At 72.3% G+C, this 23,390-nt stretch carries 25 protein-coding genes; 15 read left to right on the top strand and 10 right to left on the bottom strand.

Annotation, left to right across the window (positions count from 1 at the left end; genetic code table 11):
* Positions 1-39: 39 nt before the first annotated feature.
* Positions 40-969, bottom strand: coding sequence for a 2-dehydropantoate 2-reductase (locus tag ACFY0I_RS10680; protein ID WP_388892946.1), 930 nt, complete (start codon positions 967-969; stop codon positions 40-42).
* Positions 966-1,559, bottom strand: a complete 594-nt coding sequence (locus ACFY0I_RS10675) for a winged helix-turn-helix transcriptional regulator (RefSeq protein WP_388892944.1) — start codon at positions 1,557-1,559, stop codon at positions 966-968. The genes ACFY0I_RS10680 and ACFY0I_RS10675 overlap by 4 nt, the downstream gene beginning before the upstream one ends.
* A gap of 163 nt (positions 1,560-1,722) precedes the next feature.
* Here ACFY0I_RS10675 and ACFY0I_RS10670 point away from each other — a divergent pair, with 163 nt between their 5' ends.
* The gene (locus ACFY0I_RS10670) at positions 1,723-2,439 is read left to right on the top strand and encodes a DUF4232 domain-containing protein (RefSeq protein ID WP_388892942.1); all 717 of its coding nucleotides are present in this window, start codon (positions 1,723-1,725) and stop codon (positions 2,437-2,439) included.
* 60 nt (positions 2,440-2,499) lie between these two features.
* Here the strand turns inward: ACFY0I_RS10670 and ACFY0I_RS10665 are convergent, their stop codons facing one another.
* Positions 2,500-3,213, bottom strand: a complete 714-nt coding sequence (locus ACFY0I_RS10665) for a hypothetical protein (RefSeq protein WP_388892940.1) — start codon at positions 3,211-3,213, stop codon at positions 2,500-2,502.
* A gap of 342 nt (positions 3,214-3,555) precedes the next feature.
* Here ACFY0I_RS10665 and bla point away from each other — a divergent pair, with 342 nt between their 5' ends.
* Both bla and ACFY0I_RS10655 read left to right on the top strand, forming a co-directional pair.
* Positions 3,556-4,473, top strand: coding sequence for a class A beta-lactamase (gene bla / locus ACFY0I_RS10660; protein ID WP_388892938.1), 918 nt, complete (start codon positions 3,556-3,558; stop codon positions 4,471-4,473).
* 58 nt (positions 4,474-4,531) lie between these two features.
* Complete coding sequence (locus ACFY0I_RS10655; protein ID WP_388892936.1) at positions 4,532-5,089, top strand: DinB family protein; 558 nt, start codon at positions 4,532-4,534, stop codon at positions 5,087-5,089.
* Positions 5,090-5,111: 22 nt separating this feature from the next.
* Here ACFY0I_RS10655 and ACFY0I_RS10650 read toward each other — a convergent pair whose 3' ends face one another.
* The 3 genes from ACFY0I_RS10650 to ACFY0I_RS10640 all read right to left on the bottom strand — a co-directional run bounded on the left by ACFY0I_RS10650 (position 5,112) and on the right by ACFY0I_RS10640 (position 7,778).
* A complete protein-coding gene (locus tag ACFY0I_RS10650; RefSeq protein WP_388893568.1) occupies positions 5,112-5,723 on the bottom strand; it encodes a CatB-related O-acetyltransferase in 612 nt (203 codons plus the stop codon).
* 137 nt (positions 5,724-5,860) lie between these two features.
* Complete coding sequence (locus ACFY0I_RS10645; protein WP_388892934.1) at positions 5,861-6,604, bottom strand: carbonic anhydrase; 744 nt, start codon at positions 6,602-6,604, stop codon at positions 5,861-5,863.
* A 205-nt stretch (positions 6,605-6,809) separates the two neighbouring features.
* Positions 6,810-7,778: a helix-turn-helix transcriptional regulator gene (locus tag ACFY0I_RS10640; protein WP_388892932.1), complete on the bottom strand. Its 969-nt coding sequence runs from the start codon at positions 7,776-7,778 to the stop codon at positions 6,810-6,812.
* 63 nt (positions 7,779-7,841) lie between these two features.
* Here ACFY0I_RS10640 and ACFY0I_RS10635 point away from each other — a divergent pair, with 63 nt between their 5' ends.
* Positions 7,842-8,987 carry an epoxide hydrolase family protein gene (locus ACFY0I_RS10635; RefSeq protein WP_388892930.1) on the top strand — a complete coding sequence of 382 codons (1,146 nt, stop codon included), beginning with the start codon at positions 7,842-7,844 and terminating at the stop codon, positions 8,985-8,987.
* Between the two features lie 64 nt (positions 8,988-9,051).
* Here ACFY0I_RS10635 and ACFY0I_RS10630 read toward each other — a convergent pair whose 3' ends face one another.
* The 3 genes from ACFY0I_RS10630 to ACFY0I_RS10620 all read right to left on the bottom strand — a co-directional run bounded on the left by ACFY0I_RS10630 (position 9,052) and on the right by ACFY0I_RS10620 (position 10,776).
* Entirely contained in the window at positions 9,052-9,561 is a 510-nt protein-coding gene (locus tag ACFY0I_RS10630; protein WP_388892928.1) for a 2'-5' RNA ligase family protein, read from the bottom strand.
* A gap of 86 nt (positions 9,562-9,647) precedes the next feature.
* On the bottom strand, positions 9,648-9,926 hold the full coding sequence (locus tag ACFY0I_RS10625; protein ID WP_388892926.1) for a ferrous iron transport protein A: 279 nt from the start codon (positions 9,924-9,926) through the stop codon (positions 9,648-9,650).
* A 277-nt stretch (positions 9,927-10,203) separates the two neighbouring features.
* A complete protein-coding gene (locus ACFY0I_RS10620) occupies positions 10,204-10,776 on the bottom strand; it encodes a MarR family winged helix-turn-helix transcriptional regulator (RefSeq protein ID WP_388892924.1) in 573 nt (190 codons plus the stop codon).
* 368 nt (positions 10,777-11,144) lie between these two features.
* On the opposite strand from ACFY0I_RS10620, the gene ectA reads away from it, so the two are divergent.
* From ectA to ACFY0I_RS10570, 10 genes are all read left to right on the top strand, one after another.
* Positions 11,145-11,714, top strand: a complete 570-nt coding sequence (gene ectA, locus ACFY0I_RS10615) for a diaminobutyrate acetyltransferase (RefSeq protein WP_388892922.1) — start codon at positions 11,145-11,147, stop codon at positions 11,712-11,714.
* Between the two features lie 54 nt (positions 11,715-11,768).
* On the top strand, positions 11,769-13,037 hold the full coding sequence (ectB, locus tag ACFY0I_RS10610) for a diaminobutyrate--2-oxoglutarate transaminase (RefSeq protein WP_388892920.1): 1,269 nt from the start codon (positions 11,769-11,771) through the stop codon (positions 13,035-13,037).
* Positions 13,038-13,074: 37 nt separating this feature from the next.
* The gene (locus ACFY0I_RS10605; protein WP_281204309.1) at positions 13,075-13,479 is read left to right on the top strand and encodes an ectoine synthase; all 405 of its coding nucleotides are present in this window, start codon (positions 13,075-13,077) and stop codon (positions 13,477-13,479) included.
* A gap of 54 nt (positions 13,480-13,533) precedes the next feature.
* Positions 13,534-14,436 carry an ectoine hydroxylase gene (gene thpD, locus ACFY0I_RS10600; RefSeq protein ID WP_388892916.1) on the top strand — a complete coding sequence of 301 codons (903 nt, stop codon included), beginning with the start codon at positions 13,534-13,536 and terminating at the stop codon, positions 14,434-14,436.
* Positions 14,437-14,533: 97 nt separating this feature from the next.
* A complete protein-coding gene (locus tag ACFY0I_RS10595; RefSeq protein ID WP_388892914.1) occupies positions 14,534-15,433 on the top strand; it encodes an NAD-dependent protein deacetylase in 900 nt (299 codons plus the stop codon).
* A gap of 230 nt (positions 15,434-15,663) precedes the next feature.
* Positions 15,664-17,172: a SulP family inorganic anion transporter gene (locus ACFY0I_RS10590; protein WP_388892912.1), complete on the top strand. Its 1,509-nt coding sequence runs from the start codon at positions 15,664-15,666 to the stop codon at positions 17,170-17,172.
* Between the two features lie 167 nt (positions 17,173-17,339).
* Complete coding sequence (locus ACFY0I_RS10585; protein ID WP_388892910.1) at positions 17,340-17,762, top strand: hypothetical protein; 423 nt, start codon at positions 17,340-17,342, stop codon at positions 17,760-17,762.
* Positions 17,763-17,914: 152 nt separating this feature from the next.
* Positions 17,915-18,544 (top strand): ECF RNA polymerase sigma factor SigK, encoded by a 630-nt coding sequence (gene sigK, locus ACFY0I_RS10580; RefSeq protein ID WP_388892908.1) that lies wholly within the window; start codon positions 17,915-17,917, stop codon positions 18,542-18,544.
* The gene (locus tag ACFY0I_RS10575) at positions 18,541-19,350 is read left to right on the top strand and encodes an anti-sigma factor domain-containing protein (RefSeq protein WP_388892906.1); all 810 of its coding nucleotides are present in this window, start codon (positions 18,541-18,543) and stop codon (positions 19,348-19,350) included. Before sigK ends, ACFY0I_RS10575 begins: the two co-directional genes overlap by 4 nt.
* A 215-nt stretch (positions 19,351-19,565) precedes the next feature.
* Entirely contained in the window at positions 19,566-20,015 is a 450-nt protein-coding gene (locus ACFY0I_RS10570; protein ID WP_388892904.1) for an SRPBCC family protein, read from the top strand.
* Positions 20,016-20,161: 146 nt separating this feature from the next.
* Here ACFY0I_RS10570 and ACFY0I_RS10565 read toward each other — a convergent pair whose 3' ends face one another.
* Positions 20,162-20,560 carry a hypothetical protein gene (locus ACFY0I_RS10565; RefSeq protein WP_388893566.1) on the bottom strand — a complete coding sequence of 133 codons (399 nt, stop codon included), beginning with the start codon at positions 20,558-20,560 and terminating at the stop codon, positions 20,162-20,164.
* Positions 20,561-21,082: 522 nt separating this feature from the next.
* Here ACFY0I_RS10565 and ACFY0I_RS10560 point away from each other — a divergent pair.
* The gene (locus tag ACFY0I_RS10560; protein ID WP_388892902.1) at positions 21,083-23,194 is read left to right on the top strand and encodes a BTAD domain-containing putative transcriptional regulator; all 2,112 of its coding nucleotides are present in this window, start codon (positions 21,083-21,085) and stop codon (positions 23,192-23,194) included.
* Positions 23,195-23,390 lie beyond the last annotated feature (196 nt).

Genomic DNA, 23,390 nt, shown 5'->3' with positions numbered 1-23,390 from the left:
CGGAGCCCGCCGGCGCAGTCCGCCGGCGGTTCGGGCCGGTCAGCCGCGCCGGGCCGCGAGGCGGTGCTCGTGAACGCGCAGTTGCAGTGCGGCCAGGTCGAGCAGCGGTGTGGGCACGCCCGCGGCGCGGGCCCGGACGGTGAGGTCGGTGAGGACGTGGTCGGCCTCGGTGGGGCGGCCCGCGACGAGGTCGCGGTAGAGCGACGGGGTCAACGGCGAGCCGGGCGCGGTGAGCACGCCCTCGGTGAAGGCGCGCTCGGCCCCCGGCAGGGGATGTCCGGTGGCCTCGGCCACCGCCGCCGCCTCGGCGAGCAGGGCAGGGCCCAACTCGGGTCCGCCGGCGACCGCGTTGACCTCGCCGACCGATCCCCGCATCAGGCAGGTCAGCGAGATGAGGGTGGAGATGAAGACCCACTTGTGCCACATGGCGCCGACCACGTCGTCGGTGGCCGGCGAGTCGATGCCCGCTTCCGTCAGGGCGGCGCGCACGGCGTCCACCCGGGCGGAGGGACGGCCGTTGAGTTCGCCGGTCTGGATCACGGCGGGCGGGGCCATGCGCAGGACGTCGCCGTGGTCGTTCAGCGTGGTGACGACCTTCGCGACGCCACCGAGGACCGCATCGGCCCCGAAGCGTTCGACGAGTACGTCGAGGTGGGCCATGCCGTTGAGCAGGGGGAGCACGGCCGTGCCGGGTCCGACGGCGGGGGCGAGGTCGGACAGGGCCGCCTCCAGCGCCGTCGACTTCACGGACAGCAGCACCAGGTCGTAGCCCGTACCCGGCGCCTCGGCCGTCACCAACTCGGGGGTCAGGCGCAGGCTCTCCCCCTGGCCCTCGATCCGCAGGCCGCGGGCCCGCAGGGCGGTGGCGCGAGCGGGCCGGACGAGGAAGGAGACGTCATGGCCCGCTCGATCGAGGCGGGCGCCGAAGAAGCCGCCGACGGCGCCGGCGCCGACCGTGAGGATCCTCATGTGGGGGTGCCTTTCGTGACAGGGGCAGGGGTGGTGACGGGGGTGGGCGTGTGCGTGGAGGTGGTCGGAGGCAGCGGGGTGAGGAGCCGGTGCGGGTGGTGCAGGGCCGCCGTCACCAGGTCGTCGGCCGGGTCGGGTCCGGGGAGCCCGGGACCGGGGGTGAGCAGGATGTCCCGTACGTCGACCAGGACGCCGCAGCGCTCGCAGCGGCCCTCCCCGGTGAGGGCGCCGCCGTCTCCCGCATGGCGCAGGATCCTTCGGGGGCCGCCGCCCTCGGGGGCGTAGTGCAGCTCCCCCCAGACGGTGAGTGCGCGTACGGCCGGCCACAGCTCCACTCCCTTGGAGGTGAGTTCGTACACCTCGCGCTTGCCGGGTCCGGGAACCCGGGCCAGGACGCCGGCCCGGGTGAGGGTGGTGAGGCGGTCGGTCAGTACCGCGCGCGGGAGGCCGAGGTGGGCGGCGAAGTCGCCGAAGCGGCGGACGCCGAAGAAGGCGTCGCGCACGATGAGCAGCGTCCAGCGCTCGCCGATGACTTCCATCGAGCGGGCGAGGGCGCAGCTTTGGCCGCGGTAGTCGCGGGGCAGCGTCATGCCGTCGACCCTAGATCACATGGTTCGGTGAGTGAACTCTTTTCATGACCGTGTCACAAATGCGCCACAGGGAGGTCGTGGCGCGAACCGGGTGTCGGCGCGGGGTCGTGTCCGTCGGCGCGAGAGCCGGTGCGGGACCGGCCCGTGAGCCTCGGGAGCACCCATGCGGTACACAGCAGCCGTCCGACGCGGCACGGTGGTTCTGGCGACGGCCGCGGTGGCCGCGGCCCTGGTCACGGGTTGTACGCCCACCGGCGAGGACGGCGCGGCCACCGGCCCGTCGACGCCGCCCGCGGCGTCCGGCCCGGCGAAGCCGACGGCGTCCGCCACGCCGACGGGCCCGGGATCCGGTGGTGCGACGTCCGGCGGTACGGGTTCCGGCGGCGGGGGCAAGGGGGCGCCGAGCCCGTCGGGGTCGGTTCCGGCGAGCGGGGCCAAGCCCTGCGCGAGTGGCGGTGTCAAGGTGTCGGAGGCCCACCAGGCCGACGTCCGGCCGCCCGGCACGGGCACCGGGGCCGCCGTCGTCTCGGTCACGAACACCTCGTCGCAGCCCTGTGCGCTGACCGGCTTCCCCACCGTCGCGGGCGCGGGCCACGGCTCCCCCGACAAGAACCGACCGCTCACGGTCACCCGCAGCGGGACGGCCGGCCCGGTGACCCTGGCCCCGGGGGCCCGCGCCTGGACCAAGCTCACCTTCGTCCAGGTACAGGGCGAGGCGGACGGCTACTGCGTGTCCGGAGCCACCCCGTCCAGCTTCCCCACGCTGGTCCTCGGCGTGCCGGGCGCGGGCGCGCACCAGATCGCCATGGACGACGGGGTGTTCGCCGAGTGCGACGACAAGGTGACCGTCACGGCGTTCTCCGCGGGTAAGCCCTCCTGATACCGCGCCCGGCCGGGTCCGGACGGAGTGCCGAACCTCCGCCCGGACCCGGCGCGCGGGTCAGCCGGTGAAGATCCAGCCGAGCTGGCCCCCGGAGGCCTGGCCCTCACAGTCGGTCTGGTTGGACTCGAAGAACTCCCGGTGCTTGCCGACCATGCAGCGCATCAGGGGCGCGGTGCCCACGTCGGCGGGCCGGCCCGGATGGAACCAGCCGAGCCGCGAAACGTACGTCTGGCCCTCGCAGTTGACGTCGCCCGAGAGGAAATTGTCCTTGCGGACGACGCAGTGGTACAGCGGCACCGTGCCCTCGCGCGGGCTGGTGTAGAGCCGGCCGAGGCTGCCCTCGACCTGGTAGCCGGGGGGAACGTTCCAGACGGTGCTGATGTGTTCGCCGTTCGGGCCGATGAGGCGGTTGAGGCTACGGGTGGGAGCGGTGACCGCGGGCTCGCCACTACAGGTGGCCTTGATCATGGCCTGGTAGTAGTTCCCGGTCACGTGCGTGAAGAGCGGACCCTCCGTCACCCGGCATTGGGAGCCGGCGAACCCGGCATCGGCGGCCTGCCGACCCAGGTGGTCGTAGGCGGCCGCCGCGGCGATGTTCTGCGGCCCGCCGCCGATGCCGGTCAGGTACACCACGACGGGTCCGACGTTGGCGACCGCCGGTGCGGGAGCGGGAGCGGGCGCGGCGCCGGCCGGTGCGGCGGCGGTCACGGCTGCCGCGAGGGCGACGGAGAGGGCGAGGAGGGTCGTACGCAGGCGAGAGGTGCGGCGCAAGGCTGAACTCCTGGTCGTCGGCCGCGGCGGCCTGTGGGCCGCCGCGGGGTGGAGCGACTGTGCGTACCGCCCGATAGGCGGCATCGGCGTCATTCCACACTTAGACCCCTCACCGGGACCAGACGGTCTTCGGCCGATCCCGGGGGGCGCCCTCCGGCCGCCGTTTCCGCGCGGACGCCGCCGTGGCTCCTCGACCTGCAAGTTCCGTGCTGGAAAGGTGTGCTGACGGATCATCCGGAGCGTGCCGTGACAACACGGGCCCCACGCGGGAACCGAATTGATCACGTTTGGCGTCTCTGGATCACATGACCGCACAGGACTGACGGAAGAGGAGAAGCTGACGTGAAGACCCCGGGAACCATCCCGTCCCGTCGCTCACTGCTGACCGCGGGAGCGGGGGCGGCCCTGGCCGTGGCACTACCGGCGGGCGCGGCCCGTGCGGCCTCGTCGCCGGACGCGACCGGCGTCGTGCGCCAGTTGCGCGAACTGGAACGCGAGTACGGGGCGCGGCTGGGGGTGTACGCGCGGGACACCGGAACGGGCCGGACCGTGCTCCACCGCTCCGACGAGCTGTTCCCCATGTGCTCGGTGTTCAAGACGGTCGCCGCGGCGGCCGTGCTGCGCGACCTGGACCGGGACGGTACCTTCCTGGCCAAGCGCATCCACTACACCCAGCAGGAGGTCACGGACGCGGGCGGCGGTGAGATCACGAAGCGTCCCGAGAACATCGCCGGCAGTCTGACCGTGGCCGAGCTCTGCTCGGCGGCCATCGCCCAGAGCGACAACGCCGCCGCCAACCTGCTGCTCCGCGAGTTGGGCGGTCCCACCGCGGTGACCCGGTTCTGCCGCTCGGTCGGGGACCGTACGACCCGGCTCGACCGTTCGGAGCCCGACCTGAACTCGGCCGAACCGACGCGGGTGACCGACACCACCACGCCCCGGGCGATCGGGCGGACGTACGCGCGGCTCACCCTGGGCCACCTGCTGACGCCGGAGGACCGGGAGCGGCTCACCGGGTGGCTGCTGTCCAACACCACCAGCGGAGATCGGCTCCGGGCGGGTCTGCCCCGCGACTGGGCCGTGGCGGACAAGACCGGCGCCGGGTCGTACGGGACCAACAACAACGTGGGCATCGCCTGGCCGCCGGGACGACCGCCGCTGGTCGTGTCGATCCTCTCCACGATGCCGGACGCGGACGCGCCCCGCGACAACACCCTGATCGCCAAGACCGCGAAACTGTTGGCGGACACGTTCGCCTGAGGGCCGCAACCGCAAATGCGTTCGCGGTACCGGGTGCTCGTGGAGGATCATTCGCCGAATGAACGACCAACCCGCGCGATGGACCCAGGCAACCGTGTACCCCGACATGTGGGTCGACCCGGCCGACGACCCGCGTGACACGCGAACCAGCCCGGACGGCGAGCTCGCCACGCTGGAGGACTTCCTGTCGGACTACCGCCTGACCCTGCGGATGAAGTGCGAGGGCCTGACCCCGGAACAACTGGCCCGCCGTTCGGTTCCGCCCTCGACGATGTCGCTGCTCGGGCTGCTGCGGCACCTCGCCGAGGCGGAACGGGACTGGCACAACTGGATCATCGAAGGTGATCCGCTGCCGAAGCTGTACGGGAAGCGCGACGCGGACTTCGACGAGGCCGTCGCCGACCAGGCCCAGGTCGACGCCGCGTACGCCGATCTGGAGCGCGAGCAGGCCGCCACCGACGCGGCCCTGGCCGGGCATCCGGACCTGGGCGAGCGCCTGGGGAAGGACGACATCGCGGTGCGGGAGCTGCTCGTCCACAGGATCGAGGAGTACGCCCGGCACTGCGGACACGCCGACCTGTTGCGCGAGTGCGTCGACGGCCGCGTGGGCCAGTAGGGGAACGGCAGGCCCCCGGTGATCACCGGGGGTCGGCCGGGGCCGCGGCCTCCAGGTCGTCGACGCCGCCGGACATCACGGTGCGCACGTGCCGGGTGAGGTGCTCGGCCGGCCAGTCCCACCAGGCCACGGCGAGCAGACGGGACACGTCCGCCTCGCTGTAGCGCGTACGGATCAGTCGGGCCGGGTTGCCGCCGACGATCCCGTAGTCGGGCACGTCCTCGACGACGACGGCTCCGGAGGCGACGATCGCGCCGTGTCCGATGCGCACGCCGGGCATGACCGTGACGCCGTGGCCGAACCAGACGTCGTTGCCGACGACCGTGTCCCCGCGTCCGGGGAGTCCGGTGATGAGGTCGAAGTGCTCGGCCCAGCCGCCGCCCATGATGGGGAACGGGAAGGTCGACGGACCGTCCATGCGGTGGTTGGCGCCGTTCATGATGAACCGGACGCCGGTGCCCAGCGCGCAGTACTTCCCGATGACGAGCTTCTCCGGCCCGTAGTGGTGGAGCACGTTGCGGGTCTCGAAGGCGGTGGGATCGTTCGGGTCGTCGTAGTAGGAGTACTCACCGACCTCGATCAACGGGGACGTCACCAGCGGCTTCAGGAGCACGACGCGCGGCTGTCCGGGCATCGGGTGGAGGGTCGAGGGGTCGGGCGGACCGTCGGGCCGGTCGTCGCGCGGTTCGGGACTCACGGTGGCACCACTCCGACCGGTCTGTGCGTGCGTGGACAGTGCGTCCATGATCCCGGACTCCGACGGCGGGCACGTCAGCGGGCGTCGCCGATCAGGTGGACCCGCTGGTCGGTCAGTTCGTACCGGGCCGGAATGACGGCCAACCCGCCGGCCTCGATCCTGGCGGCCAGGACCGGCTCCGCGACCAGGCGCGCGGCCACCAGCCGCACGTTGGCGTCGACGGCGGCGTCCACCCGCGCGGCGCCCGTCAGCGTGCGGTCGATCGCCGGGCGGATCTGATCGACCAGGTACTGCATGTGGCCGGGCAGCCCCGCTCCGCTCTCGTCCGCGTGCACGGCCGCAGCGACCGCCCCGCACGACTGGTGCCCCAGGATCACGACGAGCGGGATGCCCAGCTCCACGACCCCGTACGCGATGCTGGCCAGCACGGCTTCGTCGAGGACCTCACCGGCCGACCGTACGGTCAGCAGGTCACCGAGGCCCTGGTCGAAGACCAGCTCCGGCGGCACCCTGGAGTCCACGCAGCCCAGGATGACGGCGAAGGGGTGCTGGCCGGTGACGAGCGTGTTGCGCACCGCCCTCGTTTCGTCCGGGTGCCGTTCGTGCAGCGTCCTCCAGCGCCGGTTCCCCGCGTCGAGCACCCGCAACGCGGAAAGGGGCGTCGTGGGGCGCGGGCCGTTCAATCCGTCCGTCGCGGAGGTCTTGCCGTCCGGCAGGCCCGCGACCAGTCCGGCGCCGACGGCGACCGTCCCCGTGAGCGCGGCCCGCACGAAGAAGCGCCGGCCCCGGTCCTCATGACGTTCGACTTCAGGAGTCATAGCGGACCAAAATAGGCGCATCCACGCTCCACAATGTCATCCGGCACTCTTCTTTGATCGGTCTTTGGTCGACCTTTGAACGAATCCCGACGAATGCCTCCACGACGGGCCCGTCCCCCTTGGCGCCCGTCGGTGCGAGGCGTTCCGGCGCGGTGGCGTGCCGGGCTGGACCCGTGTCGACTCTCGCCCCGCCCTCCCGCCCGACTCAGCCCGTCGGGGGTGTGGAGCGGGCGTAGCGGTCGGCGAGCCGGCGCAGGTGGGCGACCAGTTCCGGCGGCTCGACGACATCGAAGTCGAAGTCGAGCAGGCCCAGGTGGACGGCGAGGGTGCGCAGTGTGTCGGCGCCCGTGATCAGGGTGCAGCTGTCGGCGTCGACGGCCTCCACCGTGCCGACCGCGGGGTTGATCCGCTCGACCACCTCCGTCGCCGGCGCGTGGACGGTCACGCGTGCGTGATGGCGCCAAGCCGCGCTCGACACCCGTCCGGAGACGTAGGCCGCGAGGTCGGCGGCGGGTGCCTCGCGGGGGACGAAACGGGGTCCGGTCGGGGTGCGGGGGCGCATCCGGTCGATCCTGAAGGTCCGCCAGTCCTCCCGGTCGACGTCCCACGCCACGAGGTACCAGCGCCGCCCCCAGTTCACGGCCCGGTACGGCTCCACGACGCGTCGGGTCGGCGAGCCGGCGTGGTCGAGGTAGTCGAAGCGCAGGCGTTCCCGGTCCCGACAGGCGGAGACCAGGGTGGTCAGCACGTCCGCGGACACGGTCGGCGCCGGGCGGTCCGCCGGCACGGCCACGGTGTACGCCTGGAGCGTCCGTACCCGTCGGCGCAGCCGCGACGGCAGTACCTGTTCGAGTTTGGCCAGCGCCCGGAGGGAGGTCTCCTCGGTGCCCGGTACGGCGCCCTGGGCGGCGGTCCGCAGCGCGATCGTCACCGCGACGGCCTCCTCGTCGTCGAGCAGCAGCGGCGGCATCGCGGCCCCCGCGCCCAGCCGGTATCCGCCGGCGGACCCGCGTGCGGCGTCCACGGGATAGCCGAGTTCCCGCAGGCGGTCGATGTCGTTGCGAACGGTGCGCCCGCTCACCCCCAGGCGTTCGGCCAGCTCGGAGCCCGGCCAGGAGCGTGGGGTCTGCAACAGGGAGAGCAGCTTCAGGAGGCGTGCGGAGGTATCGAGCATGGAACCAAGCCTGTGAGGTGATTAGGAAGGCACCGTGCCTATATCGAGACTAACGTCTTACCCATGGAGAACAGCAGCGACACCGACGTCCGGATCCACCCGTACCGCATCGACATCGCGCAGGAGGAGCTCGACGACCTGCGGGACCGGCTGGCGCGCACCCGCTGGGGCAGCGAGATCCCCGGCGTCGGCTGGACCCGTGGCGTGCCCACCGACTACCTCAAGGACCTGGCCGCGTACTGGGCGGACGGCTTCGACTGGCGCAAGGCGGAGGCGGAACTGAACGAGTTCCCGCAGTTCACCACCGAGATCGACGGCCAGAACATCCACTTCCTGCACGTCCGTTCGCAGAACCCGGCGGCCGTCCCCCTGCTCCTGGTGCACGACTGGCCCTGCTCGTTCGTCCAGTTCGTGGACGTCATCCGGCCGCTGACCCGGGACTTCCACGTCATCGTCACCTCGACGCCCGGTACCGGCTTCTCGGGCCCGCTCGGCGAGGCCGGTTGGAACACCGGCCGGATCGCCGGTGCGTTCGTCGAGCTGATGGAGCGGCTCGGGTACGACGCGTACGGGGTCCAGGGCACCGGCGGCGGGGCCTGGATCGCAGCGGAGACGGGGCGTCGGGCGCCGGACCGGGTGATCGGCGTGCACGTCAACGGGCTGATCACCTTCCCCTCCGGGGACCCGGCCGAGTTCGAGGGGCTGACCGGGCCCGAGCAGGAGCGACTGGCCCGGCTGGAGGCCTTCCAGCAGGACAGGATGGGCTTCAACGCCATCCAGTCCACCCGCCCGCAAACCCTCGCCTACGGCCTGCACGACTCCCCCGTCGGTCAACTGGCTTGGATCGCGGAGAAGTTCAAGGAATGGACCGATCCCGCGGCGGAGCTCCCCGAGGACGCCGTCGGCCGCGACCGGCTGCTGACGAACATCAGCGTCTACTGGTTCAGCGGCACGGCCGGCTCCTCGGCGAACCTCTACTACGAGGCCGGCCACGACGCGGGCGCCTGGGCTCCGAAGCCGCGCGGCACCGTCCCGACCGGCGTGGCCGTCGCGCTCGGCACCGATGTCGCCATCCGCCGCTTCGCGGAGCGGGACCACCGCATCACCCACTGGACCGAACTCGAGCGGGGCGGCAACTTCCTCGCGCTGGAGCAGCCGGAGGCGTTCGTGACCGACGTACGCGCCTTCTTCACCACCCTCGGATCCTGATCCGGGAGACGCGGACCGGCGCCCGACACCGGCGGCGCCGGCGCGCCGGGCCGGGGGCGGGGTGTCAGGCGAATCGCGCCGTGGTCCTCCGTTGCCAACCCCGGTCCGTCAGGGCCACCAGGTGGGCCGCCTCCGCGCGGGCCGGGAGCGGCAGGAGTTCCCGTACCCGGTCACTCACACGTCGGGCTTCCGCCTCGTCGCAGCCCAGTGCCACGGTGAGGTGGGCGGTGGGCGACTCGCCGTAGCGTCCGCCGTAGGGCCGCAGGTCCGGCCACGCGTTCCGGAACGTCGCTACGGTCGGGGCGAGTTCGGCCGCCTCGACCGCGACGAACCCGGGCTCGGCCACCAACTCGCGCAGCAGTAGGTCCACCGCCGGGATCGACCCGGTGAGCCGGTGGAACTCACGCTCGGTGTCGTCGCCGAGGTCCGCGACGGGCACGAACGGGTACATCACCGTCACGTGAGCGGGCAGCCCAGGCCGTACGAGGCTCGCCCGCACGCCGACGGCCACCTGCAACAACGCATCGGCGGGCGGTAGTTCGATCACGATGGCGGTCGTTCCGATGGCCGGCATGAACCCATCCTGCCACGCACCCTCCAAGGGTCCGGACACCGCGAACGGGCCGGGGGCCCCTGTGGCGGGACGGAGTCGCGGCCACCCTACGCTTCCGGCGCCGGCTCGGCCCTCAGGTGGCGGCCCCAGATCTGGGCCTTGCGGTAGGGGCCGTCGCCGGCGCTGTCGCGCTGCGGCGTGTCGAAGGCGACCCAGTACAGCAACTCGCCGTCGAGTGCCCGGGCCTGCTCGTTGGGATCGGGTGCTCCCATGGCGTCGATCGCGCCGGTGAACTCCACCTCCCAAGGCCCGTCCCAGTCCTGAGCGCGAACGACCCTGACGCGGCTGCCCGGCGCCAGGGCGTCCGTCGGCCACGTCTGATTCAAGGGACGCCCCAGGACGTGCTCAACCGCTTGACGGTCATCAAGGTCCACAGGAGCAGGACCGGAACTGTCTCTCATCCCGCCCACTCTGCCCGCACCACTCCCGGGGCGCCACGGGATAAGGAGCGGGCTCAGAGCCGTCTTTCGGTCCTGACCCTGCGATCGGGGATGTGCCCGCGTCCGGCCGACGAACGCCTTGGGGCATCGTGACGTCGGGAGGGAAGCCCCGGGCGCAGCCACGCCGGGTGAACGGGCCATTGCGGCGGCGGGCTCCGCGAGGTCATCGGGGGCTGCGGCGCCCGGGTTGCCCGGCCGCGGCGGCGGCGAAGGCGTCGAGGGTGCCCACCAACGCGGCGCGGTCGGCGGGGTCGAGTCGCGCGAGGACGGCTGACGTCTCCGCCCGTCGGCGGGCCGTGACGGCTTCGACCAGGCGCCGGCCGGAATGTGTGGCGGTGAGCACCGTCTCCCGTCGGTTCTCCCGGTTGGGTCTGCGGTCCGCCAGGCCCGCGGCGATCAGCCGGTCGACCATGCGCATGGCGGTCGACGGGTTGACCTCCATCAGACCCGCGAGGGAGACCAGCTTCACGTGTCGGCGTGCCACCAGGACGTCGAGCATCCGGAACTGTGCGGGCGTGACGCCGTCCCCGGCGGCCGCCAGGGCTCGGGCGGAGATGGAGACCAGCAGGTCGGAGGCGGCCAGGACCGCGTGCGTCACGTCCCGGACCTCGTCCACCTCGTCGGAGGCGTGGACGGTCCGTCCGGCGTGGACGGCCGGTCCGGCGTGGATGTCGTCGGCGTTCTCGGTGGCGTTCGCGGCACACGGGGGATCCGCAGGGCGCGTTTCCTCGGTCATACCCCTTTGTACCGCCTGATCGTTCGGGATACCCAGTGGTCCGACGCGCGGGCGGGCACCCAGGTGGCGGTGCGGGTCGGCCGCGCGGTCGAGGGGGCCCACTCACATGTCCCGTTCCCCCCAGCCGAAACGGGGGGACGGCCGAATGTCGCGGCTTTCACACCGCAAATATGGCACAGGGCAAAGACGTTATGATCTCGTGACCTTTTGAAGTTTTGGGGTGTTTTATGCCGATGAATGGGTCTTTCCTTCAGGGCCTCTGAGGGGGTTGTCCGCATCGTGGACAACGCCGGATAACACGGACGTACGGCGTCCGGAACCCCATATGGGCATGTTTTTTGGGCAGATGGTCGGTAGCTTCGGCCCGCATGACCGCCGCCCATCCAGATCTGGCCACCCGTCCCCGACATCCCGTCCCGACTCCCCCACCCGGAATCCGGGCCGACCGGCCCGACGTTTCCGACGGCCCCGACCTCTGGCGCATCGCCCGCGATACGCAGACGTTGGACGTCAACTCGCCCTACAGCTACCTGCTGTGGTGTCGCGACTTCGCCGCGAGCTCGGCCGTCGCACGCGACGGCGACGGCCGGGCGGTCGGCTTCGTCACCGGGTACCTGCGGCCCGACGCGCCGGCCACGCTGTTCATCTGGCAGGTCGGCGTGGACGCCGCGGTCCGCGGGAAGGGGATCGCCGGGTACCTGCTCGACCACCTCACCGAACGGGTCGCCGCCGAGCACGCGCTCGATGTCCTGGAGACCACCATCAGTCCGGGAAACACCGCGTCGGAGCGGTTGTTCGCGTCCTACGCCGAACGTCACGGTGCGCGCGTCGCCCGGAAGGTCCTCTTCGCCGAGGAGCACTTCCCCGGTGGCGCCGGGCACCACGACGCGGAGGTGCTCCACCGCATCGGCACCCCTGGCGAGCCACTGACCACGTAGGTCGGCCCGCAGTACACCACTCACCCGTCACCACACACCACAGGAGAGGTCCACTTGACCACGACAGCACCGATCCCGACCGTCTTCGAAACCGTCGAGTCCGAGGTGCGCAGCTACTGCCGCGCCTGGCCCGTCGTCTTCGACCGCGCGCAGGGCAGCCGCCTCCACGACGAGAACGGTCGCAGCTACCTGGACTTCTTCGCCGGCGCCGGCTCGCTCAACTACGGGCACAACAACCCGGTGTTGAAGAGGGCGTTGCTCGACTACATCGAGCGCGACGGCATCACGCACGCCCTGGACATGTCGACGACCGCCAAGCGGGCCTTCCTGGAGACCTTCCAGTCCACCGTCCTCGCCCCCCGCGCCCTGCCGTACAAGGTGATGTTCCCCGGCCCCACGGGCACCAACGCGGTCGAGGCAGCGCTGAAGTTGGCGCGCAAGGCCAAGGGCCGTGAGGCGGTCGTCTCCTTCACGAACGCCTTCCACGGCATGTCCCTGGGCTCGCTCGCCGTGACCGGCAACGCCTTCAAACGCGCCGGCGCCGGCGTTCCGCTGGTCCACAGCACGCCGATGCCCTTCGACAACTACCTCGGGGGTCGGACGCCGGACTTCCTGTGGTTCGAGCGGCTGTTGGAGGACCAGGGCTCCGGTCTCAACAACCCGGCCGCCGTGATCGTGGAGACCGTCCAGGGCGAGGGCGGCGTCAACGTGGCGCGCGCGGAGTGGCTGCGCGCCCTCGCCGACCTGTGCCGCCGACGGGACATGCTGCTGATCGTCGACGACGTGCAGATGGGCTGCGGCCGCACCGGCGACTTCTTCTCCTTCGAGGAGGCGGGCATCACGCCCGACATCGTCACCGTCTCCAAGTCCATCAGCGGCTACGGACTGCCCATGGCACTGTGCCTGTTCAAGCCCGAGCTCGACATCTGGGAGCCGGGCGAGCACAACGGTACGTTCCGCGGGAACAACCCGGCCTTCGTCACGGCGACCGCCGCGCTGGAGACGTACTGGCGCGACGGCGTCCTGCGCGAACGCACCCGCGTCCAGGGCGACCGCATCGAGCGGGCCCTCATGGACCTCTGCGCGGAGCACGAGCGGGACGGCGCCTCCTACCGCGGTCGCGGCATGGTGTGGGGCCTCGAGTTCACCCGCAAGGAACGCGCGTCCGAGGTGTGCCGCAGGGCCTTCGAGAACGGCCTGCTCATCGAGACGTCAGGGCCGGAGAGCGAGGTCGTCAAGTTGCTGCCGGCGCTCACCGTGTCGGCGGACGAGCTCGACGAGGGCCTCGACATCCTCGCGCGGTCCGTCCGCGAGACGGCCTGACGCCACCGCACCCGACACCACGAAAGGCAGCACCACCGTGATCGTCCGATCCTTCCGTGACATCGAGGGCACCGACCGCCACGTCAAGGCGGCGTCCGGCACCTGGGAGAGCAAGCGCCTCATCCTGGCGAAGGAACGCGTCGGGTTCTCCCTCCACGAGACCGTCCTGTACACCGGCACCGAGACGTCCATGTGGTACGCGAACCACGTCGAGGCGGTGGTGTGCGTCGAGGGCGAGGCCGAACTCACCGACGAGGAGACCGGCGAGAAGCACACCATCACGCCGGGCACCGTCTACGTCCTCGACGGCCACGAGCGGCACACCCTGCGCGTCATCAGCGAGTTCCGCTGCCTGTGCGTCTTCAACCCGCCGGTGACCGGCCGTGAGGACCACGACGAGAACGGCGTGTACCCGCTGCTCACCGAACCGGATCCGGTCTGACGTTCCCGACCCGGTCCACACCCACCGAACCCGAGAGGAGAGGCAAGCAACGCCATGCTCACTGCCACCGAACGCACCCTCGCCGACCTGTACCCCACCCGGGGCTCCGAAGAAGTCCTCATCGGACGCAAGGACCCCGTCGTGTGGTCCGAGCCCGGTACCCCCGGACCGTTCTGGGCACGCGAGTTGGAGGGTTTCGAACGCGACGGCTTCGTCACCGCCGAGCAGTTGATCGGCCCGGACGAGGTCGAGCAGTACCGGGCCGAGATGGACCGGCTGGTGTCGGACCCCGACGTACGGTCCGACGAACGGGCCATCGTGGAGCCCGGCTCGGGCGAGGTCCGCTCGGTCTTCGAGGTCCACCGCATCAGCGAGGTGTTCGCACGGCTCGCCGCCGACCCGCGGCTCGTGGACCGGGCGCGGCAGATCCTCGGTTCCGACGTGTACGTCCACCAGTCCCGCATCAACGCCAAGCCCGGCTTCGGCGCGAGCGGCTTCTACTGGCACTCCGACTTCGAGACCTGGCACGCGGAGGACGGCCTGCCCCGCATGCGGACGGTCTCGGTGTCCATCGCCCTCACGCCGAACCACCCGACCAACGGCAGCTTGATGATCATGCCGGGGTCCCACCGGACGTTCCTCGGCTGCGCGGGTGCGACGCCGAAGGACAACTACAAGAAGTCGCTGCAGATGCAGGATGCCGGAACCCCCTCCCCCGAGGCCCTGACGCGGTTCGCCTCCGCCTGCGGCATCCAGCAGTTCACCGGGGCGGCCGGGACGGCCACCTGGTTCGATTGCAACGCGATGCACGGTTCCGGGGACAACATCACCCCCTACCCGCGCAGCAACGTCTTCCTGGTGTTCAACAGCGTGGAGAACCTGCCGATGGAGCCGTTCGCGGCGCCGATCCGACGGCCGTCCTTCATCGCCTCGCGGGACTTCACCCCAATGACCTGACCCACCGGCCGGGCACGGCGCACCCGCCGGACCCGCGCACGGGGACCCGACGCCCCGGCCCCGTGCGCGGGTGCGGCCCGTTCCGTACCCTGGCGGCATGCGCATGCGCCCCACACTGAGCTGGACCCCCACCGAAGGCCTGGCGCCCGGCATCACGGATCTGGAGCCGGTCTCCGACGTGCTGCGCACCGGCGGGGTGCTGGTGCTCACCGGGGCGGGCATGTCCACGGAGTCGGGCATCCCCGACTACCGGGGTGAGGGCGGGAGCCTGCGGCGGCACACCCCGATGACGTACCAGGACTTCACCGCGAGCGCTCAGGCCAGGCGCCGGTACTGGGCGCGCGGTCACCTCGGCTGGCGCACGTTCGGCCGGGCCCGGCCCAACGCCGGTCACCGCTCCGTGGCCGCCTTCGGGCGGCACGGTCTGCTCTCGGGTGTGATCACGCAGAACGTGGACGGTCTGCACCAGGCGGGCGGGAGCCGGGACGTCGTGGAACTGCACGGGAACCTCGGCCGGGTCGTCTGTCTGTCCTGCGGTGACCTCGGCTCGCGCGGCGATCTCGCCCGCCGGCTGGAGGAGGTCAACGCGGGCTACGACCCCGTGGCCGCCGGAATGAACCCGGACGGTGACGCCGACCTCACCGACGAACAGGTCGGGGACTTCCGCGTGGTGCCCTGTGCGCGGTGCGGCGGCGTCCTCAAGCCGGACGTCGTGTTCTTCGGCGAGTCCGTCCCCCCGGAGCGGGTGGAGCGCTGCCGGGCCATGGTCGGCGAGGCGTCCTCGCTGTTGGTGCTGGGTTCCTCGCTGACGGTGATGTCGGGGCTCCGGTTCGTCCGGCAGGCCGCCCAGGCCGGCAAGCCGGTGGTGATCGTCAATCGGGACCCGACGCGGGGCGACCGGTACGCCGTCGCCCGGGTCGAGCTTCCCCTCGGGGCGGCCCTGACCACCCTGGCCGAACGCCTGGACGTCCCGCTCGACGGCCCGGCCGCGCTCTGAGTGCGGAAGCCACCCGGCCCGCCACGGCCTGACCACGGGCCGAACGCGGTCGCCGGACAACGTCGGCATCAGCACGGCCGCCCGTGCCCGCTGGGGTACGGTTCATGGTCGGCGCGAGCGGCTTGCTACCCCACGTCTGCCGATCGAGGGGGCCGATCCGACCCTCCGCTTCCATCAGCACGGCCCGGCCCGTCGACGGGGCGTGCCCGAGCACGACAGGTTCGACCTCCTTGCCTTCTGCTGCTGCGGTTGTTTCCCCTGCCGCGCGCCTGCGCGGCCTGCGCCCCGACTGGCTGTCCGATCCGAAGGTGTGGCGCACCGAGGTGCTGGCCGGCCTGGTCGTCGCGCTCGCGCTGATACCCGAGGCGATCTCGTTCTCGATCATTGCCGGGGTCGATCCCGCGATCGGTCTGTTCAGCTCGTTCACGATGGCCGTGGTCATCTCCGTCGTGGGCGGTCGGCGGGCGATGATCTCCGCCGCGACCGGGGCCGTCGCCCTGGTCATCGCGCCGCTGAACCGGGAACACGGCCTCGGACACCTGATCGCCGCCGTCATCCTCGCCGGCGTCCTCCAGGTCGCCCTCGGGGCGCTGGGCGTGGCGAGGTTGATGCGATTCATCCCGCGCTCGGTGATGGTCGGGTTCGTCAACTCCCTGGCCATCCTGATCTTCATGACGCAGATCCCCGAACTGCGCGACGTGCCCTGGGCCGTGTACCCGTTGCTCGTCGGTGGCCTGGCGCTGTTGGTGTTCCTCCCCCGCATCACCACCGCGGTCCCGGCGCCGTTGGTGTCGATCGCGGTCCTCACGGCCATCACGGTCGGCGCGGCCATCGCGGTGCCCACAGTCGGCGACAAGGGCGCCCTGCCCACCTCGCTCCCCGTGCCCGGGCTGCCCGACGTGCCGTTCTCCCTGGACACCCTGACCACCATCGCCCCGTACGCCGTCGCCATGGCGCTCGTCGGGCTGATGGAGTCGCTGATGACGGCGAAGCTCGTCGATGACATCACCGACACGCACTCCGGCAAGACCCGCGAGTCCATCGGCCAGGGCATCGCCAACATCGTGACCGGGTTCTTCGGCGGTATGGGCGGTTGCGCCATGATCGGCCAGACGATGATCAACGTGAAGGTCTCCGGTGCCCGCACCCGGATGTCCACCTTCCTGGCGGGCGCGTTCCTCATGGTGCTGTGCGTCGTGTTCGGTCCGGTCGTCTCCGAGATTCCGATGGCCGCCCTCGTCGCCGTCATGATCATGGTCTCGTTCGCGACCTTCGACTGGCACTCGATCGCCCCGAGGACCCTGGCCCGGATGCCCGCGGCTGAGATCGCGGTCATGGTCATCACCGTGGCGGCCGTGGTGGCCACCCACAACCTCGCCGTCGGCGTCGTGCTCGGGTCGATCACCGCCATGGTGCTCTTCGCCAAGCGCGTCGCTCACCTCGCCGACGTCACGGCCGCCGCCGGGCCCGATGACGACACCGTCGTCTACCGGGTGACCGGTGCGCTGTTCTTCGCCTCCTCCAACGACCTCGTCGGCCGGTTCGACTACGCCACCGACGCGAGCAGGGTCGTCATCGACCTGAGCTCCGCCCACATCTGGGACGCCTCGTCCGTCGCCACCCTCGACGCGATCGGGGCGAAGTACGCACAGCGCGGCAAGACCGTCGAGATCACGGGCCTGAACGACCTCAGCGCCGACCTCCACGGCAAGCTCACCGGCCAACTCACCCGCCCCTGACATCGGGCTCCGGGCCCCCGGCACGCTCTTGACGGCCCCCGTCCACCGGCGGACACATCCACAAAAGACGGGCTAATCCATCCCATCCACGCCCCCCGCCGGCTTCGAACTACATGTGTCACATCAACCACTGCTCTCACCGCGGTGAGGGCGAGGAGGTGGGATCCATGTCCGTTCCCATCCGTGTCAGACACATGGCGGTGGCCGTCGCCTCGACCGGCATCCTGGTCGGCGGCGCGGCACTCGGCGCCGCGGCCCCCGCCATGGCGGCGCCCGCCGCGACGCAGACCGTGTCCGCGTCCGTCACGGGCGACCGCGGCGAGCGGTGCGTCTGGAAGAAGGGCCACTGGGACAAGCGGTGGGTCAAGGGCCACTGGGAGAAGCGGTGGGTCAAGAACCACTGGGACAACCACGGCAACGGGAACTGGAGCGGGTACGGGAACGGGGACCGGGACCGGGACCGCAACGGGGGCCACGGCGACTCCAAGCGGGGCAACCAGGGTCACTGGAAGTGGGTCTACGTCCCCGGCCAGTGGGACAAGCAGTGGGTCAAGGGCCACTGGGACTGCTCGTACAAGCACCGCTGGTAGCGGTTGCTTCCACCCGCAGGACGCATGGTTGGACGAGGGCCCGCACCGCGGGCCCTCGTCGGCGTGTTGCCCGTCCTCTCCGGATGCGCCCGGTCCACAACGGTGATGGGATCGGAAACCGACGCACGCACCCGAGGAGCACGGGACCCCAGATGGCGGACAGCACGGACAGGGCGGTGAGCCCGGACGGTGTGAGCTCGGACGGTGTGAGCTCGGACGGTGTGAGCGCCGACTCCCACGACGGGCCGGACGCCCTGCTGCTGCGGGTCGCCCAGGGCGACGCGGAGGCCTTCGCCCCCTTCTACGACGCGCTGGTCGCCTCCGTGACCGGCGTGGTGTGCCGGGTCCTGCGGGACGAGGACCAGGCCGCGGAGGTCACCCAGGAGGTGATGGTCGAGGTGTGGAGGACCGCAGCCCGGTTCCGTCCGGAGATCGGGACGGCGAAGGCCTGGGTGCTGGTGCTGGCCCACCGTCGGGCCGTGGATCGCGTGCGTTCGGCGGAGGCGCGCGTGGTGCGGGAGGAGAAGGCGGCCCTCCTGAACCTGCTGCCGCCCTTCGACGAGGTCGCGGACGAGGTCGAGGGACGGGACGAGTACGCACGGGTGCGGCGCTGCCTGGACGCGCTGAGCGGGCCCCAGCAGGAGGCCGTACGGATGGCCTTCTACGAGGGGATGACCTACCGGGAGGTGGCCCGCTCCCTGGAGGCGCCCGAGGGGACGGTCAAATCCCGGTTGCGCGACGGGCTGCACCGGTTGCGCGGCTGTCTGGAGGCGTCCCGATGAGCATCGCCCCCGACCCCCACGCCTCCCTCGGGGCCTACCTGCTCCACGCGATGCCGCCCGATGAGGAAGCCGCCTTCGCCCGGCACCTGGCCGGTTGCGTGTCCTGCCGCCGCGAGGCCGCCGCCCTCGCTCCCGTCGTCGCGGACCTGTGCGCATCGCCGCCGGTGGCGCCGCCTCCGCGGTCGCGGGCCGTCGTGCTGGAGCGGATCGCCCGTACCCCGCAGGAGACCGCCGCCGACGCCCCCACCGCCGCGGGTCCGGCGCCGTCCCACGCCCCCGGTGCCCCCGTGGGGCGGGCCGGCGCACCGGTTCGGCCGCCCGGCCGGGTGCGGCGGCTGCGGTGGGCCCTCGCCTGCTGCGCCGTCGCCGCGGCCGCCTTCGGCGGCATCGCCCTCTGGCAGCACCAGGAGGCCGAGGAGGCCCGCGCCGGATTGTCCGCGTCCCGTCCCGCGGGCCCCGCCCGGGAGCTGGCGGAGGTACTCGCGGCTCCGGACGCCCGGGTCAGCGCCGCGCGCTTCGAGGACGGGGCCACCGGCTGCGTCATCGTCTCCCGCAGCGAGAGCCGGGCCGCCTTCATCGCGACCGGCCTGCCGAAACTGCCCGCCGACCAGGTGTACGCGCTCTGGTACGACGACGACGGCACCACCCGTTCGGCGGGCACGCTGGCCGGGGGCGGCAACTGGCACATCAAGCTCCTGGACGGGGCGGTCGACCAGGCGACGGCCGTCGGCGTGACCGTCGAGTCGGCCGCGGGGTCCACCGGGCCCACCACGGCCCCGGTCGGAGTCGTGGACATCCCCGCCTGACCGGGCGGACGCGACGGGCGGACGCGGAGCGGGGCGGGGCGGGGCAGGGCAGGGCAGGGCCGAGCGGGGCGAATGCGGGCGGGATGCGGGCGGGATGCGGGAAGTCCGCGTGTTCGGGGAGTGCCGACTCCCGGTTCGGGGCAGGCGCGCCGAAGGCGGGCAGCAGCGTTGCTGCCGGCGCCCCTACCCCGCAGCCGTGACCAGGAGGGTCCACCATGTCGCAGGTCAAGGAATCCATCGCCGTCGATGTCCCGGTCGGTACCGCGTACGACCAGTGGACGCAGTTCGAATCGTTCCCGCAGTTCATGGACGGTGTGGTGACGATCGAGCAGCGGACCGAGACCCTGACCCACTGGAAGACGAGGATCTCCGGGGTGGAGCGGGAGTTCGACGCGGAGATCACGGAGCAGATCCCCGACACGAAGGTCGCCTGGGTCTCCGTCGGCGGCGACACCGAGCAGGCCGGCCTGGTGACCTTCCGCCCGCTCGACCCGTCCCACACCGAGGTCACGCTGCGGATGGAGTTCGACCCCGAGGGGATGGCGGAGAACATCGGCGACAAGCTCGGCTTCGTCGACCGCCAGGTCAAGGGCGACCTGCGGCGGTTCAAGCACTTCATCGAAAACCGCGGTGAGGCCACCGGCGCCTGGCGCGGCCGGGTCTGAACCGGCACCACGGGCAAAGCCCCCCTCGCCACCGCACGGCGAGCCCCGTACCAGGACCCGGCCCGGGCGACTTCGGTCGCACCGGGCCGGTCCTGTTTCCCACGGAGTACTTCGTGTGCGGTGTCCGACGTCGGGCCGCCCGACGGTCACCCCCCGCGCGCGGCGGATCCGGTCCGCGACACGCCGCCCCCGCCGGGCCGCCGGCCGGCGCGCAGGGCGAGCGCGGCGACGGCGGTCGCGGTGATGACGCCCGCCTCCAGGAACCCGTCGCGCGAACGCCAGGACAGGACGGACCAGCGGGACCGCGCGGACAGCAGCGAGCCCGTACTGAGCCAGGACGCGGTGGAGAGCAGGGAGAGCGAGGACCCGATGGAGGCGGCGGACAGGGCGGAGCCCACCGAGCCGACGGAAAGCACCGAGCCCACCGAGCCGATCGACAGGACGGAGCCCACCGAGCCGATCGACAGCACCGAATCCTTGGACCAGAGGGAGAGGTAGGAGGCGTCACCCCGGCGCCACGACTTCGTCAACGTACGCGGTTCGATCACCTGTCCATCGTGACACGAGGACGGTCCTGAAGACCTGCCCCGAACGCCGGTCGAGGACCGAACGGACGGCCGGCGCGCGGCCCGAGGCTCCTTACTCTCGGTAACCGGTCGGGCGGAGGCAAGAATCCGGCCGACCTCCGCGCCCCGGCGGCGCGCCCCTGGGGCGGGCGCGGCCGGCGGGGCTACGGTCACGGAACGCCACGCCGGCCCGGCTGGGTACGGCAACCCCGCCCGGGCGCCCGCGGGGCGGGGAAGCGGGCTGCCCGAGCGCCCGCGCCCCCGGGCGGCGCGCCGGTGGCCGAACTAGGCCGTCCACTTCCCGGGCATGGGAGAAACTCCTGTTCAGGAGGGTTTCGCGCAGCCGGGGGCAGATGTCCCGGCCGAATGCGGCGCGGCTCACCGGGTGTTCGTGGGGTCAATGGGGTTGACCTCCCACGACACTTCGCACTCCTTCCCCGCGGGGCACAGGAGCAGGCCCGGCGGGGCCGGGCCGGAAAGTACGAGGGCATGGGGCACGACATGAACACCGACGCGATATCCCTGCGGTTCACGCTGCTCGGCCGCCTGCGGGCCTGGCGCGGTCCGCGGGAACTGGAGTTGGGTTCGCGCCAGCAGCGGACCCTGCTGGCACTGCTGTTGTTGCGCCAGGGCCGGCCGGCGCCGGTCGACACCCTGGTCGCCGACATCTGGGGCGACCTGCCGCCGGCCCGCGCCGTGGGCTCGCTGCGCACGTACGTCTCGCGGCTGCGCAAGGAGATCGAGACTCCGGACCCCGCGGGCGACGGGCCGCGGGTGCTGGTCTCCGAACACGGTGCTTACGCCCTGCGGGTGGCGCCGGAGGCGGTGGACCTCGGGCTGTTCCAGCGGGACGCGGCAGCCGCCGAACTCGCCCGGGCGGCGCGCCGGCCCGAGGAGGCGCGGGTGCTGTTGCGCGGCGCTCTCGCCCTGTGGGGGGACGAGCCCCTGACCGAGTTGGGAGGCCCGGGTATCGAGGCAGAGCGGAGCAGGCTGGCCGGACTGCGGCTCGCCGCCCTGGAGTCACGCCTCACCCTGGACGTGGAACTGGGCGACCACATAACGGCGTTGGCTGAGCTACGCGCGTTGACCGAGCACCATCCCTTGCGGGAGCGACTGGGCGCCCTGCTCATGCGGGCGTACGTGCTGAGCGGGCAGGACGCGGAGGCGTTGGCCGTCCACGAGCGGACGCGACGGCTGCTGGCGGCGGAGTTCGGGATCGACCCGGGCCGCGAGATGGCCGCGATGGCCGAGGGCATCGCGTGCGGTACGAGCGGCCGGGGCGGTACGAGCGGTGCGGCCGGTGTCGGCGGCGCGGGCGGTGTCGGCGGCGCGGGCGGTCCGGGCGGGCGCGCCACCGGAAGCGACCTGACCGCGGGAGCGTCGGCCTGCGAGGGGCCGTGCGAGGGGCCCGCCGCCCCGACCCCCGCAGGTGGCACCCCGCGGCCCGGATTGCGATCGGCGCCGGACGGCTTCCGAAGGCCGGCCCAACTACCACGTGATCTGGCCGACTTCACGGGTCGGGGCGAGGCGCTCGTGCGGCTGACCGGCGCGCTGACCGGCGTGCGGACGGGCCCGCCGGCGCCGGGCGCGGCCCGACCGGCTCCGGTCGTCGTCGTGTCCGGCTCGACCGGCACGGGCAAGAGCGCGCTCGCCGTGCACGCCGCGCACCGGGTACGTGGCCACTTCCCCGACGGCCAGCTCCACGCCGACCTGCGCGCCCCGGACGGCAGTGCGGTGCGGCCGGCCACGGTCCTGGAGTCCTTCCTCCGCGCGCTCGGGGACGCCGGCCGGGCGGTGCCCGAGCAGCAGGCCGACCGGATCGCGCTCTACCGGTCGGACCTCGCCGAGCGTCGCGTCCTGGTGGTCCTGGACAACGTGGCGGATCCGGCGGCGGTCGACGCCCTGGTGCCCGGCGGTTCGGGTTGCTCCGTACTCATCACGAGCACCACCCGGCCGTCCGGTCTCGCCGGCGCCCACCACACCCACCTGGACGTGCTCTGCCGCGCCGAGGCGTTGACCTGGTTGGAGACGGCGATCGGTGCGGACCGCGTGGCGGCGGAACCCCAGGCCTGCTCCGAGTTGGTCGACCTCTGCGCAGGGTTGCCGCTGGCCCTGCGGATCGCGGCGATGCGGCTCGCCACCCGGCCGGCGTGGGCCGTCGCCTCGGTGGTGGGCGCGCTGCGCGGTCGCCACCGGTTGACCGTGCTCGGTATCGCGGACCTCTCCGTGCGGGAGGCGTTCCAGCGGGAGTACCGATGCCTGCCCGCTCCGCTGCGGTCGGTGTTCGCCCGGGTGGCACTGCTGCGGGAGCCGGACGGCCGGTTCGGGCCGACGGCGGTGGCGCCGGCCCTGGGAGTCCCCACGGACGAGGCCCGCGCCCTGTGCGAGGAGTTGGTGGACCGCAGCTGGTTGGAATCCACGCACCCCGGCCGCTACCACGTGCACGGCCTGCTCCGTGAGTTCGCCGTGTCCGTCCACCGGGACGAACCGGCTCCGCGCGCCGACGGGGACCGGCCCGTGGCGATGCTCTTCGCCGCCGACGGGGCAGACACCCGCCTCGGCAGCCGGTCGTTCCGGCCGCCGCGCGGCCTGCGGGAGGGCCTGGCCTCCTGACCCGGGCGGGCCCGTCCGCCCGTCCGCCCGTGGGCCCTCGTACCCGCTCGGCGTGCCACCGCGCGCCGGGCGACGCCGCGTGCGCGGCGCCCCGTACCCCCCGCGCCGCCACCGCACCTCGTCACAGCCCGTCGCACCTCGCCTCGCTCCGCGCACTCCGCGTCGCGAGACCGACCGCGACCCCGACCCCGACCGG

The sequence above is a fragment of the Streptomyces sp. NPDC001568 genome (assembly GCF_042893755.1).
In the GTDB taxonomy this organism is placed as follows: Bacteria; Actinomycetota; Actinomycetes; order Streptomycetales; family Streptomycetaceae; genus Streptomyces.
The sequence above is the reverse complement of the archived record's forward strand: the minus strand, read 5'-3'. Positions and strand labels throughout refer to the sequence as shown.

Coding starts and splice junctions, on each gene's coding strand:
- ACFY0I_RS10670 (WP_388892942.1), top strand. CDS start 1,723: ATGCGGTACACAGCAGCCGTCCGACGCGGCACGGTGGTTCTGGCGACG.
- ACFY0I_RS10680 (WP_388892946.1), bottom strand. CDS start 969: ATGAGGATCCTCACGGTCGGCGCCGGCGCCGTCGGCGGCTTCTTCGGC.
- ACFY0I_RS10645 (WP_388892934.1), bottom strand. CDS start 6,604: ATGACTCCTGAAGTCGAACGTCATGAGGACCGGGGCCGGCGCTTCTTC.
- ACFY0I_RS10585 (WP_388892910.1), top strand. CDS start 17,340: ATGTCCGTTCCCATCCGTGTCAGACACATGGCGGTGGCCGTCGCCTCG.
- ACFY0I_RS10595 (WP_388892914.1), top strand. CDS start 14,534: ATGCGCATGCGCCCCACACTGAGCTGGACCCCCACCGAAGGCCTGGCG.
- ACFY0I_RS10570 (WP_388892904.1), top strand. CDS start 19,566: ATGTCGCAGGTCAAGGAATCCATCGCCGTCGATGTCCCGGTCGGTACC.
- ACFY0I_RS10575 (WP_388892906.1), top strand. CDS start 18,541: ATGAGCATCGCCCCCGACCCCCACGCCTCCCTCGGGGCCTACCTGCTC.
- ACFY0I_RS10640 (WP_388892932.1), bottom strand. CDS start 7,778: ATGCTCGATACCTCCGCACGCCTCCTGAAGCTGCTCTCCCTGTTGCAG.
- sigK (WP_388892908.1), top strand. CDS start 17,915: ATGGCGGACAGCACGGACAGGGCGGTGAGCCCGGACGGTGTGAGCTCG.
- thpD (WP_388892916.1), top strand. CDS start 13,534: ATGCTCACTGCCACCGAACGCACCCTCGCCGACCTGTACCCCACCCGG.
- ACFY0I_RS10655 (WP_388892936.1), top strand. CDS start 4,532: ATGAACGACCAACCCGCGCGATGGACCCAGGCAACCGTGTACCCCGAC.
- ectA (WP_388892922.1), top strand. CDS start 11,145: ATGACCGCCGCCCATCCAGATCTGGCCACCCGTCCCCGACATCCCGTC.
- ACFY0I_RS10620 (WP_388892924.1), bottom strand. CDS start 10,776: ATGACCGAGGAAACGCGCCCTGCGGATCCCCCGTGTGCCGCGAACGCC.
- ACFY0I_RS10650 (WP_388893568.1), bottom strand. CDS start 5,723: ATGCCCGGACAGCCGCGCGTCGTGCTCCTGAAGCCGCTGGTGACGTCC.
- ACFY0I_RS10560 (WP_388892902.1), top strand. CDS start 21,083: ATGAACACCGACGCGATATCCCTGCGGTTCACGCTGCTCGGCCGCCTG.
- ACFY0I_RS10675 (WP_388892944.1), bottom strand. CDS start 1,559: ATGACGCTGCCCCGCGACTACCGCGGCCAAAGCTGCGCCCTCGCCCGC.
- ACFY0I_RS10630 (WP_388892928.1), bottom strand. CDS start 9,561: ATGCCGGCCATCGGAACGACCGCCATCGTGATCGAACTACCGCCCGCC.
- ACFY0I_RS10635 (WP_388892930.1), top strand. CDS start 7,842: ATGGAGAACAGCAGCGACACCGACGTCCGGATCCACCCGTACCGCATC.